The sequence below is a fragment of the Pseudomonas sp. GW821-FHT04C07 genome (assembly GCF_059420325.1).
On sequence record NZ_JBWKTM010000002.1, the window covers coordinates 468,956 to 481,298 of the forward strand.

The following is a 12,343-nucleotide window of genomic DNA, read 5'->3' on the forward strand; positions in this document are numbered from 1 at the left end:
GGTTCTCCAGTCAATGTTTGAGCGGCGCTGTTTTATTGCGGCAACGTCTGATCCCGGGTTTCAACGGCAAACGGCAGGATCAGCACACCCAGCACGAAGGCGGCGGCCGTCCAGGCGATCGGGGCGCCTATCGAGCCATACCAGTGGATTGCAGCGGCCAGCAGGAAATTGACGCCGGCGCCGATGAAGCGGCCGACCGATGCGTTGAAGGCGAATGCCGTAGCGCGTATCCGGGTCGGATACTGCTCGGGCAGCCAGAGCGAGAAAATCGCGAAGTTGCCGCCGAAGAAACCGAGGAACACCAACGACACCATGAACAGATGCAGGCCATCGTCCATGTAGAACACCCAGCCGAACGCGAAGACGATCGACGCAGCCATACCGGCAAAGTAAGTGCCCAGCGCAACCCGTCGCCCCAGTCGTTCGGCCAGCCATGGCGCCACCAGGCACCCCAGGATCGTGCTGAGCGACAGCACCGCCGCGCCAATCGACGCCAGATGCACCGCCCCGACGTGGTCGATACCGGCGCGCGTCGCCAGTGTCACGACGGCCGTCGCTTCGTAAACCGAGCCAGCCCACAAACCGACAATGGCGACCCCGACCAGGGCAGAGCTGGTCAGCGTGCGGCGCCGAAACGCCGGTGCGAAGATTTCCCACCAGGGCGCACGCGCCGAAGCAGTGGGCGAGTGGGGACGTGCGACGTTATGCGCAGCGTTGCGTATCTGGTCGGGTTCTTTGACCTTCAACGCGGTATAGATCGCAACGACCGCCGGGGCGAGGCCGCACAGGAACATTACGCGCCAGCCATAGGTTGCGCCAACGGTGTAGTTCAGCAACGCGGCAATGAAAAAGCCCAGGTAGTAGCCGGTTTGCAGATAGCCCGCACCCATCTTGCGCCGGTCTTCCGGCCAGCTCTCCGCCACATAGGTGCCGGCCAGTGCCCACTCGCCACCGACACCGATCCCGGCAATCAGCCGAAAAATGGCCAACTGCCAAATGTTGCCCGAGAAAGCCGCCGCTCCGGTAAAGAGCGAGTAGACCAGAATGCTTGCGGCCAGCGTCTTGACCCGGCCGAAGCGGTCGGCGAGGGGGCCCCAGATGAACGACAGGCCCCAACCGATCAGAAATAGCCCGAACATCACCGAGCCGTACATGGCGATGTTGGCGGGGGTTGGGGTAATGCCCGAGTTGGGCAGCAGCTCGGTCAGGGCGGGAATCAAAACCAGGGCGAAGATCACCGAATCGACGCCATCCAGAACCCATCCCAGGTAGACCGCCCAGAAACCGCGAATCTGCTCGCGGGTCAGAGGCGTTTTGATGGGCTTCACGCTAGTTGCCGATGCTGTTAATGCTCTAAACATTAAGATCTCCCATTGACCTTGATCAGGCCTATAGAAGCGTTGCGAGGCCGTTGCGACCGTCAGCGCTTCGTTTATTGTGAAGTCAGTCTAGGCAGCGCATATCATAAGCATCAAATATGAAATTTCTTTGGTCCCATCGGATTTTTATATAGAGTCAGATTCTTTGGACGCTCTCCCATGGACCTTCGCCAGTTGCGGTATTTCGTCAAGGTGGTTGAGTGCGGCAATATCACCCGCGCCAGTGAAGCGCTGCATATCGCGCAGCCCGCGATCAGCCAGCAGATGCGCAATCTGGAACGGGATATGGACATGCAATTGCTCGAGCGCAGCGTGCAGGGCGTGGTGCCCACTGCGGCTGGCCAGACGTTGTACCGGCACGCCATCGAGCTGCTGCGCCAGGCCGACGGCACCCGTGAACTGCTCCGTCAGGACGCCGAATTTCCGCAAGGAAAGGTGTCGGTCGGCATGCCGTCGAGTACGGCCCGGATGTTGGCGATTCCGCTGGCTCGCACGATCCGCAGTCGCTATCCGGGTATCAAGCTGGAATTGATCGATGCACCGAGCGCTGACCTGGGAGGCCTGATCACGGTTGGGCGGGTTGCTCTCGCGGTGATTGTCGATGCGGTCCAGACCCGTGGTGTGGCCTCGCGGCGGCTGCTGACCGAAACGCTGTATCTGGTTGCGTGGCCGGAGTTTTCGATACCGGACGAGCCTGTGACGATCGATGCCTTGGCGAAGATGCCGCTGGTTCTGCCCTGTGCACCGAACACGATTCGCAGTCGAGTCGAGTCGGCACTGCAGCAGGCTGGTCTGCACTGTGAGGTTGAGTTCGAAGCCAACTCCACGGACTTGTTGTTCGCAGCCGTTCTGGCAAAGCTGGGTGTCACGATCCTGCCTTGGGCGGCCGCCCATGTTGAACTTGATCAGCATAAGCTCAAGCTGGCCAGGATCGATCACAGGCTGTTCACTCGTGATCTATCTCTGTGCTGGCCTGACACGGCCGTGCAGAGCAATGCAGTGCAAAAGGTCAAGGCGACCATTTTTGAACTGTTCGAGGCGTTTGGACGGCATCCGGGGTGGGCTGACGGACAATGACACGGCCAGTGGCGTGGGTGAAATACAGATAATTTCGCGGGCAAGTCGGATCGCCGCACCGCTCGCTCCTACGGAATTTGAGGTGTTCATAAAGTGCTGATCCGACACAATTTTGTAGGAGCGAGGCTTGCCCGCGATGGCGGCAGTACAAACGCCGAAAACTTCAGATCAGCCATTGTCGTACTCATCATGCCTGAGCCACCAAGGCCCCGTCTCATTGCGCCCCTTGGGTGCACGGTCGAGCCACTGGTACATGCCCCACAGGCCATCCAGTCCACGCGCATAGGTTGAATAGGTGTGGTAAACCACGCCGTCCTCGAGCACAAACGCGCTCATGCCCGGTCTGTCGCGCGAGTAGGTGGAGGCATCGGTTCCGCAGGTGGCGGCGAACCGGGCGACGGGTTCCGGGACTTGTGTGGCGTCCATGGCGTGGCCGCCGCGCTGGTAGTTGTATTCGATAAGCCCTTCGCGCTGTTGCGCCTCGCTGAACGAGACGTTGAAGTCAAAGGTGAAGTCGCTGTCGGGCGCGGACGCCCAGGGAAAGGTCCAGCCCATCCGCCGCTTGTACGCCTGCAACTTTGCGAGCGGCGCCCGCGATACCGCCGCCAGTGTGACGTCGTGGTTCGCCAGGTGGACGACGAAGCCGTCGAACCCGTCCGCGATCGCCGAGCAGGACGGGCAGCCGGCCTTGTAGTCGGGCCCGAACATGAAGTGGTAGATGAGAAGCTGCGAGCGCCCTCTGAAGAGGTCGGCCAGCGAGGCACTGCCTTCATCGGTGTCGAATCGGTACGCCTTGTCGACCCGAACCCACGGCAGCGCTTGACGTTGCCGCGCCAGTTCGTCGCTGCGACGCGTCAGCGCCTTCTCCGCTTGGAGCAGCTCGAGTCGCGCTGCCAGCCATTGTTCACGTGTCCCGGTCATGTGTCTGGTCATCATTCTTCGCTCCCTTTGTCGTTCGTTCAATTCTCGATACGACGTGCTGGTGGGTGGTCGTGAGATAGACTAAACAGCGGGCATCGGACGGTGGGAGTGACAAGTGTGGCGCGATTGATATGGACTCGCTGATCACGGCCGCGGCGCGTGCGCTGGCGGCGGGTGATCCCCTTGGTGCACTGAACCGGGTCGCCTTGCGCGACGATGCGCCGGCGCTCGCGTTGCGAGGCATCGCGATGGCGCAGCTCGGCGATCTGGTTCGAGCCAAGGCGCTGGTGCGAAGTGCGGCGCGTGCCTTCGGCCCGAAAGAGGCGCTGGCGCGGGCGCGGTGTGTCGTCGCCGAGGCCGAGATCGCGCTGGCCTCGCGCGACCTGGGCTGGCCAGTGAAGGCGCTCGACGCCGCGCGGGCGACGCTTGAGGCCCACGGCGACCGGGTGAACGCCGCCCATGCACGCTATCTCGAGATCCGCCGCTTGCTGCTGATCGGGCGCCTCGACGAGGCCGAGGCTCGGCTCGCCGAGCTCGATCCCACGCCATTACCGCCCGCCTTGAGGGCCGCCCATGAGCTGGTCGTGGCGGGGATTGCGATGCGACGCCTGCGCACGCAGACGGCCCGCACTGCGCTTGATCGGGCCGGGCACGCCGCGCGCCACGCCGGCATCCCGGCGCTGACCGCCGAGGTCGAAAGCGCTGCGCTCATCCTCAATACCCCCGCAGCGCGCCTGATTGCCGGTGGCGAAGAACGGCTCCTGGTGCTCGACGAAGTTGAAGCGTTGCTGGCGTCAAAGGTGTTCGTCGTGGACGCGTGTCGGCATGTGGTGCGTGACGCCGGCACCTCGGTCTCGCTCGCCAAGCGTCCGGTGTTGTTCGCGCTCGCGCGGGCGCTCGGCGAAGCGTGGCCCGCAGACGTGCCGAGGGAAACGCTCATCGCGCGAGCCTTTCGATTGAAGCTCACCGATGAGTCCCATCGCGCGCGGTTGCGAGTCGAAGTCGGGCGGCTTCGCACGGCGCTTCGGGCATTGGCCGGCGTGACCGCGACCAGGCGCGGGTTTGCGCTGGTGCCCCGCGGCGCGGCAGAGGTTGTCGTGCTGGCGCGGCCCGTCGAAGAGAAGCAGGCGGCGGTGCTCGCCTTCCTCACTGACGGTGAGTCGTGGTCGAGCTCGGCCCTGGCGCTTGCCCTTGGCGCCAGCCAGCGCACCGTGCAGCGAGCACTCGACTCGCTGGCGGTAGCCGGCAAGGTGCAGTCGTTCGGTCGCGGGCGAGCACGTCGCTGGATGACCCCGCCGGTGCCGGGATTCGCGACGACCTTGTTACTCCCCGTTCCATTGCCCAGTGACTAGGATTCACTTCACCAGCCCGTGAAGAGGAAACAAACATGAAACACTCAGCCGCTGAAATCCTCCGTGAGTATGGCCCCTTTGCGGGTGTCGACGCCGTGCATGGCGTCACCTATGACGGCCAGCACGTCTGGTTTGCTACCGGAGACAAACTGAACGCCCTCGACCCGGCGAGCGGCAAGACGCTGCGCTCGATCGAGGTCGCCGCCCATGCAGGAACGGCCTTCGACGGCCAGCACCTGTTTCAGATCGCCGAGGATCGCATCCAGAAGATCGATCCGCAGACCGGCCGTGTACTCGCCACGATCCCGGCGCCCGGTGGCAGTGACTCGGGGCTCACGTGGGCCGAAGGGACGCTCTGGGTGGGCCAGTATCGGGACCGCAAGATCCATCAAATCGATCCCCAGACCGGGGCGATTCTTCGCACCATAGAGTCCAACCGCTTCGTCACCGGCGTCACCTGGGTCGACGGAGAACTCTGGCACGGTACGTGGGAAGGCGAGGAGAGTGAACTGCGGCGAGTCGATCCGGGAACGGGAGAGGTCCTGGAAAGCCTCAAGATGCCGGCTGGGGTAGGGGTGTCGGGGCTTGAGTCCGATGGGCGCGATCAGTTTTTCTGCGGCGGCGGTGGGAGCGCAAAGGTGAGGGTTGTTCGCCGGCCTGAATGAGGCTTCGCCGCTGGCTGCGCTTGCGACAGGCGATTTTGCGACGTTTGAGTCGTGATTGACTGGCCTAATGCGAAATTATCCCGTGTTCAATCGCGTACTTTACCAGGGCCGCGGGCTTGTCGATGTTCAGTTTGCGCCGGATGCTCAGACGATGGGTCTCTACAGTCCGGACACTGATATCCAGCTCGCGGGCCATTTCCTTGTTGTTCAGGCCCTGAGCCATCTTGTACAACACCTGGCTCTCGCGCGGTGTCAGCTCATTGTCGGTACTCTTATCGGCAATCAGCCTCTGCGCGATTTCGGCACTGTAGAACGTCCCGCCACTGGCAATGGCTTCGATCGCAGCAATGATCTCCCGTGAAGGCGCGTTCTTCAGCACGTAGCCGCTGGCACCCGAGCGAACGGATTCACTCACATATTCATAGTTGTCGTACATGCTGAGCACGAGCACCTTGAGCGACGGGTACTGGCCGCGTAACACTCGGGTCAGCTCAAGCCCGTTCATGTCCTTGAGGCTGATGTCGACCAGCAACAGGTCCGGCTGGCAGCGCCCGACCATCTCAAGCGCATCCGCACCATTTTCGGCTTCTCCCACCACTTCCAGGGGGGCCATTACCGCCAGCAGCGCTTTGATCCCATCGCGGACCAGGGAGTGATCGTCGACCAAGGCGACGCGGATCGGGTAGGGCAGGTTCATCGCGGGCATTCACTCTTGTTGTTATGGGGGGAGTCAGCATTTCGTACCGGGCATTTTCACCGGCAGCAGAACGTCCAGCTCACTCCTTCCAGGCGTCGATATCAGGGCGAATTGACCACCAAAATGCTCGACACGTTCACGGATATTGCGCAGGCCAATGCCGGCGTGACGACGTTCGACCTGGGCGACGTTGAAACCGATACCGTCATCGACCACGCTCAGACGTACAGCGTCCTCAGACCCGTGCAGGGTAATGGAGACGTTTTTAGCCTGTGCATGTCGTTCGATGTTGGTCAGGCCTTCTTGCACAATGCGAAACAACGAGACCGGTGCACCATCGGCCAAATGGCAGTCGCACTCGTTGTTGTTGTAGGTCACCACGAGCCCGCTGCGTTGCTCGAATTCTGTTGCCAATTGACCGATCGCCGCAGGCAGGCCCAGGGTGTCGAGCAGCGACGAGCGCAGGTCGTGGGAGAGGCTGCGAACTTCGCCAATTGCTTCCCCCAGGCGTTCCGTGGCTTCTCTTAAAATGCTCAAACCCTTGTCTTGTCCTTGTCCATTCTCCAGCACATGGCTGGCCAGTTCGAACTGAAACTTGATGGAGACGAGTACCTGGCTGATACCGTCGTGCAGCTCACGGGAAACCCGTGATCGCTCTTCCTCCTGCAAGCTGACGATACGCTGGGTCAGGCGTTGAAGTTTTTTGTCGGCCAGACGGTGTTCGCTGACGTTCAGCGTCATGCCGCTGGCGAAGACAAACAGCACCGCTACCAGGGCCACCACGGCAATCGCAAGCATCGTTTTGCGGATGCCCTGAGCTACCTCGTCACGCGCCTGCTGTGTGGCGCGTTCAACGTCCTCAAGGTAGATGCCGGTACCGAGCATCCACCCCCAACGATCCAGCATCACCACATAGGCGAGCTTGTCGGTCACTTGACCGGAAGAGGGTTTATTCCAGGCGTAGCGCTGAAAGCCTTCTCCTGATTCCGCACTTTTGAGCAACGCCTGGATCACCGGCAGGCCGTGAGGGTCTTTCATGTCCCACAGATCTTTGCCCACCAGTTCCGACTGCCGCGAGTGCATCAGACTACGGCCCTGGTGGTCGTAGACGAAGAAGTAGCCATTGATGCCGAAGCTGAGCTTGCGCAGTTCTTCCAGCACTTGTTGCTGTGCGTGCTCGTCACCCTGGCCGTTGTCGTACAGCGGCGCAATCAGGCTTTGCGCCATTTCGACGTAGTTTTTAAGTTCTGCGCGCTTGCTGGCCAGAATGCTGTCTTCGATCAGTTGCGCCTGTTGATCACCCAGTTGGCGGTTCAGAGAAATCACCAGCGCGCAGATGACGGCGATCGCCAACACCAGCGGCAGAATCCCGAGCGCGACGATTTTGTGTTTGAGCTGCATCTTTGCTCCTGTCCAGACCGAACGGATGACCAGGGGTCATAGACTCATGCCGACCGAGGTGCGGCGAAGGCTCGGCATCATATGCCAAAGATACGCTCGTTCAGTAGTCGGTTGGACGTAATGACCGGTGGATTTCAGGTATTGCACGAGCGAACTCAGTAGAACTACGTAGACGCTGCGTACGTAGTTCTGCGGATTTATTTGTAGACGGCATGCGCGGATATTGGGCCAGCTCCGCACAGCGGACACAATTATAAAAATTACCGCCGCAGTCCACTGACTGTCGGCAGGAGACTCGCAATGACCCGACTGGCTAAACACCTCGCCTGGTTTGCCGTGGCTGTCCTGGGAGCTTTTGCGCTGAGTGTCGTGGCCCTGCGCCGCGGCGAAGCCATCAACGCCCTCTGGATCGTAGTCGCAGCAGTCGCTATCTATCTCGTCGCTTACCGCTATTACAGCCTGTTCATCGCCAATAAGGTGATGCAACTGGACCCCGGTCGAGCCACCCCCGCGGTAGTCAATAACGATGGTCTGGACTACGTGCCGACCAACAAACACGTGCTCTTCGGTCACCACTTCGCGGCTATCGCTGGCGCGGGGCCGCTGGTCGGTCCGGTATTGGCGGCGCAGATGGGCTATCTGCCCGGTACGCTGTGGCTGATCGCCGGCGTGGTGCTGGCCGGTGCCGTTCAGGACTTCATGGTTCTGTTCATGTCCACCCGCCGCAACGGCCGCTCCCTGGGCGACATGGTCCGTGAAGAAATGGGCCGCATTCCCGGCATCATCGCGCTGTTTGGCTGCTTCCTGATCATGATCATCATCCTCGCGGTGCTGGCGCTGATCGTGGTCAAGGCCCTGGCCGAGAGCCCGTGGGGCATTTTCACGGTGATGGCGACCATCCCGATTGCGATGCTCATGGGCATCTACATGCGCTACATCCGCCCGGGTCGCATCGGTGAAATCTCCATCGTCGGCGTGTTGCTGTTGCTGGGTTCGATCTGGCTGGGCGGGCAGATTGCCGCCGATCCCGTGTGGGCCAAAGCGTTCAGCTTCACCGGCATCCAGATCACCTGGATGCTGATTGGCTACGGTTTCGTCGCGGCGGTACTGCCGGTCTGGCTGATTCTGGCGCCGCGCGACTACCTCTCAACCTTCCTCAAGATCGGCACCATCATGGCCCTGGCGATCGGTATCCTGATCACCATGCCCGAGCTGAAAATGCCGGCACTGACCCAGTTCACCGACGGTACCGGGCCGGTATGGAAGGGCGGGCTGTTCCCGTTCCTGTTTATCACCATTGCTTGCGGTGCGGTGTCTGGTTTCCACGCGCTGATCGCTTCCGGGACTACGCCCAAGCTGCTGGCCAGCGAAGGCCATGCCCGTTACATCGGTTACGGCGGCATGCTGATGGAGTCCTTCGTGGCCATCATGGCCATGGTGGCTGCTTCGGTGATTGAGCCGGGCGTCTACTTCGCCATGAACAGCCCGGCGGCGCTTGTCGGCGGTGACGTGATGCAAGTGGCGCAGACCGTCAGCAGCTGGGGTTTTGCGATTACCCCCGAAGCCCTGCAAACAGTGGCCAGGGACATCGGTGAAACCACGGTTCTGGCCCGTGCTGGCGGCGCTCCAACCCTGGCGGTCGGTATCGCACAGATCCTGCACCATGTACTGCCGGGTGAAAACACCATGGCGTTCTGGTATCACTTCGCGATCCTGTTCGAGGCACTGTTCATCCTGACCGCCGTCGACGCCGGTACCCGTGCCGGTCGTTTCATGCTGCAGGACTTGCTCGGCTCTTTCGTTCCGGCTCTTCGGCGCACTGAATCCTGGACCGCCAACCTGATCGCGACCGCCGGGTGCGTGGCGATGTGGGGTTACCTGCTGTACCAAGGCGTGATCGATCCACTGGGCGGCATCAACACCTTGTGGCCGCTGTTCGGCATCTCCAACCAGATGCTGGCCGGTATCGCGCTGATGCTGGCGACTGTCGTACTGATCAAGATGAAACGCCAGCGCTACATCTGGGTGACCTTGCTGCCGGCCGTCTGGCTGCTGATCTGCACCACCACCGCAGGCTTCATCAAGCTGTTCGACGCCAACCCGGCGATCGGTTTCCTGGCGCTGGCCAGGAAGTACAGCGATGCGCTGGCCAACGGTCAGATCCTCGCCCCGGCCAAGGACATCACCCAGATGCAGCATGTGATCTACAACGCCTACACCAATGCGACACTGACGGCGCTGTTCCTTCTCGTGGTATTCAGCATCCTGTTCTTTGCGCTCAAGGTCGGTGTCGCCGCCTGGGGCAGCAAAGAACGGACGGATAAAGAAGCGCCATTTCAGGCTTTGCCGGACGCTTGATCAAGGAGTGCACCATGTTCAATGACCTGAGTCGCCTCGGTAAGTACCTCGGTCAGGCCGCGCGCCTGATGGTCGGCATGCCCGACTACGACACCTACGTCGAGCATATGCAAACCAAACACCCGGACAAGCCGGTGATGAGCTACGAGGCGTTCTTCCGCGAACGCCAGGAAGCCCGTTACGGAGGCGGCAATGGACAGACTCGCTGCTGTTGATTGTCGACACCGGGTTCAATCCTGAAGTCGCTGCAACAATCAAATCGCGCTCATAAAAAACCCGGCTGATAAGGCCGGGTTTTTTCATTGAATACCGCTATGAGGAATCGACAAGTTTTTCTCGGCCTGAGCTGGCGCTAGCCCATCGTTGAATTGATATCGCCCCCAAAAAACGCGGTCAGGCTTCGCTGATTTTATTGACGCTGGTGATCTGACCGCTCCAGATCATCTCGTAATGGGCTGTTTGAATAATTGATGAGACTGGTCTCGGGGTCATCAGCGCCCAGCAGTAGTTGCCAGGCGTACGCACGGAGTTGTAACGAAGACCGGGACACCCTGCATCCTTGACAGCCTTGCCCAAGCGATGGGAATGCGTGTAATCGTCAGGAGCGTAGATAGGATCAGTCATCGGGATGGATGCGGCATCCTTCATCGCTATGTCCACGAAGGAGCAGGATAACCCCCGGAAAACAAACCGCTCATAGTTGAGGCTCTGGACTTTCGACCAATACAGACTCTGGTGATGCTGCACCTCTGCCAGCGCCGTTTCCATTGAGCCAGCCAGGTACAACACACCAAAGCCACCATCGCTGAATCGCGAACCAGCCGGGTTGACGTGGGTAAAAGGCGCTGTCGCGTAAGAGCATCCAGGAATACCGAACGGGATCTCCCCTCGCGGAATCAACTCAAGGTGTCCAACCTCATTTTGCAGCCTCGGATTAGTGAGAGCCTGTATTTGATACAGAACCTCAAACTCGTCCGCGTCCGCTACGTCATCAAACAATAAAATAGGCGGAAACTTTGAATTGACCAGACGGTAGGCCTGCAACGGCTCACCGGCCAGCTCTGCCAGCTGGCTCACCATCACCATTGCGCGCCTCGTAGCACGTCGATCCGCCGAAACGTCTCGTACAGAGAAATCATATCCCCCTGAGACATAATATCGAGCGGGGTACGCCCGTTGAAAAACTCGTTTTCGTTCGCCATCGTCGGGAAACCATAGACGTTTTCCGGGTTATCAAAGACGAGGCGCAGAGCGGCGTGGATATTGAGAACAAAACTGATGCGCTGCATCTGGTCTGAATCCAGGCCCACGGACCAGCCGGGATCGCGCTGCTTGGCGCGTGTGTACGTGCTGCGAGAAATGCGCAGGATACGGCAGGCCTGATCGCTGGACGCACCCCATTTTTCGAGTATGCCTACAGCTGCTCGCAGACCAGTAACACACTGGCTCTTGGTAAATCCTTGTGCTTGGGGGACTACTGTCATGTCCAATACCTCATCGCCAATCCATAGACTCAAATATAGACAAATAGCGTCTACAGATCAATGCTGCCTCGACCAGTGGAGATCGTGCAGATCGAACCTATCCAGGTTGACTAGCCAAAGTGAACAACTGGAGACGGTCGATTCTGTTGAAAAAGTCGCCTATGTTCCGGCGAGCGAAAAATGCCCCTCTGAGATTGAAATCCGGACGTGGAGCAGACGTTAACCGGATCAGATTTTGCGTAGCAACTTACTGGGCGTTTGGGGGTATTTGCTTCGCCTGCAGTATCTGCATCGGCGCTGCGCTGAGCAGTTGAGCAGTTGACTTCGTTACAGCATCGCCAAAGCGGGGAACATCGGTTTTCGGCCCTGGGCGAAACTCTACGATCAACAGCGAAAAGTCATTGGCCAAGGCACACTAGCTGGCTGCCAACGTACCTGGTCGGGGCTATGCTGAATGCATAATCCTTGGGACATTCATCATGCGCACGTTGATGCTGTTACTCGCCGCCAGTGTTGTTGCTGGTTGTCAGACCCCGATGCCGGCGGCGAATCCTCAGATGGCCTGGGTCGACTTCTCTACGCCATTCCCCAACGACAGACTGCTGATGGCCGAGCGCCTGGACAAGCAGCGCTTGGTCGACGGGCGTTTTTTTGAGGTCGCGCCCGGAAACCATGAGTTGATCGTCCGCTTCGACTTCGAAGTACCCGGTTCCGGGGGCTCGAGCATGATGGACGGCCCCTCCGAACGCGTATGCTACCTGACCATCAACTACGATCATTTCGAAGCTGGCCAACGCTATGTGCTCGAGGGCCGCTCGATAGCCTTCACCCCCGAGGCCCGGTTGTACAACGCCAAGCGCGAGATCGTCGCTGAAGACCGTGAGTCCTATTGCCTGATGTGAGGCGAATCAGCGGTCGTTTTTCTGGTAGATGATTTTCTTGGTGCCGGTTTCGCTCGATGGACAAATCTACCGGCGGATCATCGCACGCATACCAATCTCCGCCTTCA

12 protein-coding genes are annotated in these 12,343 nt (G+C 60.1%); 6 read left to right on the top strand and 6 right to left on the bottom strand.

Annotated elements, in window-relative coordinates; translation table 11 throughout:
* Positions 1-32 precede the first annotated feature (32 nt).
* Complete coding sequence (locus AC07UI_RS05685) at positions 33-1,328, bottom strand: MFS transporter (RefSeq protein ID WP_494991567.1); 1,296 nt, start codon at positions 1,326-1,328, stop codon at positions 33-35.
* A gap of 210 nt (positions 1,329-1,538) precedes the next feature.
* Here AC07UI_RS05685 and AC07UI_RS05690 point away from each other — a divergent pair, with 210 nt between their 5' ends.
* The gene (locus AC07UI_RS05690; RefSeq protein WP_494991568.1) at positions 1,539-2,456 is read left to right on the top strand and encodes a LysR substrate-binding domain-containing protein; all 918 of its coding nucleotides are present in this window, start codon (positions 1,539-1,541) and stop codon (positions 2,454-2,456) included.
* 168 nt (positions 2,457-2,624) lie between these two features.
* Here the strand turns inward: AC07UI_RS05690 and AC07UI_RS05695 are convergent, their stop codons facing one another.
* The gene (locus AC07UI_RS05695) at positions 2,625-3,389 is read right to left on the bottom strand and encodes a DUF899 domain-containing protein (protein ID WP_494991729.1); all 765 of its coding nucleotides are present in this window, start codon (positions 3,387-3,389) and stop codon (positions 2,625-2,627) included.
* A 119-nt stretch (positions 3,390-3,508) separates the two neighbouring features.
* Between AC07UI_RS05695 and AC07UI_RS05700 the strand changes: the two genes are divergently transcribed.
* Together AC07UI_RS05700 and AC07UI_RS05705 are read left to right on the top strand one after the other, a co-directional pair.
* On the top strand, positions 3,509-4,729 hold the full coding sequence (locus AC07UI_RS05700) for a helix-turn-helix domain-containing protein (protein ID WP_494991569.1): 1,221 nt from the start codon (positions 3,509-3,511) through the stop codon (positions 4,727-4,729).
* A gap of 35 nt (positions 4,730-4,764) precedes the next feature.
* The gene (locus AC07UI_RS05705) at positions 4,765-5,394 is read left to right on the top strand and encodes a Vgb family protein (protein ID WP_494991570.1); all 630 of its coding nucleotides are present in this window, start codon (positions 4,765-4,767) and stop codon (positions 5,392-5,394) included.
* A gap of 64 nt (positions 5,395-5,458) precedes the next feature.
* Here AC07UI_RS05705 and AC07UI_RS05710 read toward each other — a convergent pair whose 3' ends face one another.
* Together AC07UI_RS05710 and AC07UI_RS05715 are read right to left on the bottom strand one after the other, a co-directional pair.
* Positions 5,459-6,091, bottom strand: a complete 633-nt coding sequence (locus AC07UI_RS05710) for a response regulator (RefSeq protein ID WP_494991571.1) — start codon at positions 6,089-6,091, stop codon at positions 5,459-5,461.
* Positions 6,092-6,124: 33 nt separating this feature from the next.
* The gene (locus tag AC07UI_RS05715) at positions 6,125-7,492 is read right to left on the bottom strand and encodes a cache domain-containing protein (RefSeq protein WP_494991572.1); all 1,368 of its coding nucleotides are present in this window, start codon (positions 7,490-7,492) and stop codon (positions 6,125-6,127) included.
* A gap of 300 nt (positions 7,493-7,792) precedes the next feature.
* Here AC07UI_RS05715 and AC07UI_RS05720 point away from each other — a divergent pair, with 300 nt between their 5' ends.
* Together AC07UI_RS05720 and AC07UI_RS05725 are read left to right on the top strand one after the other, a co-directional pair.
* Positions 7,793-9,850, top strand: a complete 2,058-nt coding sequence (locus tag AC07UI_RS05720) for a carbon starvation CstA family protein (protein WP_494991573.1) — start codon at positions 7,793-7,795, stop codon at positions 9,848-9,850.
* A gap of 14 nt (positions 9,851-9,864) precedes the next feature.
* The gene (locus AC07UI_RS05725; RefSeq protein WP_427632182.1) at positions 9,865-10,065 is read left to right on the top strand and encodes a YbdD/YjiX family protein; all 201 of its coding nucleotides are present in this window, start codon (positions 9,865-9,867) and stop codon (positions 10,063-10,065) included.
* A gap of 178 nt (positions 10,066-10,243) precedes the next feature.
* On the opposite strand, the gene AC07UI_RS05730 is transcribed toward AC07UI_RS05725, so the two are convergent.
* On the bottom strand, positions 10,244-10,936 hold the full coding sequence (locus tag AC07UI_RS05730; protein ID WP_494991574.1) for an RES family NAD+ phosphorylase: 693 nt from the start codon (positions 10,934-10,936) through the stop codon (positions 10,244-10,246).
* A complete protein-coding gene (locus AC07UI_RS05735; protein WP_494991575.1) occupies positions 10,930-11,334 on the bottom strand; it encodes an antitoxin Xre-like helix-turn-helix domain-containing protein in 405 nt (134 codons plus the stop codon). The genes AC07UI_RS05730 and AC07UI_RS05735 overlap by 7 nt, the downstream gene beginning before the upstream one ends.
* 479 nt (positions 11,335-11,813) lie before the next feature.
* Between AC07UI_RS05735 and AC07UI_RS05740 the strand changes: the two genes are divergently transcribed.
* Entirely contained in the window at positions 11,814-12,236 is a 423-nt protein-coding gene (locus AC07UI_RS05740) for a PA0061/PA0062 family lipoprotein (RefSeq protein WP_494991576.1), read from the top strand.
* Positions 12,237-12,343: the final 107 nt, after the last annotated feature.

Coding starts and splice junctions, on each gene's coding strand:
- AC07UI_RS05695 (WP_494991729.1), bottom strand. CDS start 3,389: ATGACCAGACACATGACCGGGACACGTGAACAATGGCTGGCAGCGCGA.
- AC07UI_RS05725 (WP_427632182.1), top strand. CDS start 9,865: ATGTTCAATGACCTGAGTCGCCTCGGTAAGTACCTCGGTCAGGCCGCG.
- AC07UI_RS05690 (WP_494991568.1), top strand. CDS start 1,539: ATGGACCTTCGCCAGTTGCGGTATTTCGTCAAGGTGGTTGAGTGCGGC.
- AC07UI_RS05710 (WP_494991571.1), bottom strand. CDS start 6,091: ATGAACCTGCCCTACCCGATCCGCGTCGCCTTGGTCGACGATCACTCC.
- AC07UI_RS05735 (WP_494991575.1), bottom strand. CDS start 11,334: ATGACAGTAGTCCCCCAAGCACAAGGATTTACCAAGAGCCAGTGTGTT.
- AC07UI_RS05700 (WP_494991569.1), top strand. CDS start 3,509: ATGGACTCGCTGATCACGGCCGCGGCGCGTGCGCTGGCGGCGGGTGAT.
- AC07UI_RS05715 (WP_494991572.1), bottom strand. CDS start 7,492: ATGCAGCTCAAACACAAAATCGTCGCGCTCGGGATTCTGCCGCTGGTG.
- AC07UI_RS05740 (WP_494991576.1), top strand. CDS start 11,814: ATGCGCACGTTGATGCTGTTACTCGCCGCCAGTGTTGTTGCTGGTTGT.
- AC07UI_RS05730 (WP_494991574.1), bottom strand. CDS start 10,936: ATGGTGATGGTGAGCCAGCTGGCAGAGCTGGCCGGTGAGCCGTTGCAG.
- AC07UI_RS05720 (WP_494991573.1), top strand. CDS start 7,793: ATGACCCGACTGGCTAAACACCTCGCCTGGTTTGCCGTGGCTGTCCTG.
- AC07UI_RS05705 (WP_494991570.1), top strand. CDS start 4,765: ATGAAACACTCAGCCGCTGAAATCCTCCGTGAGTATGGCCCCTTTGCG.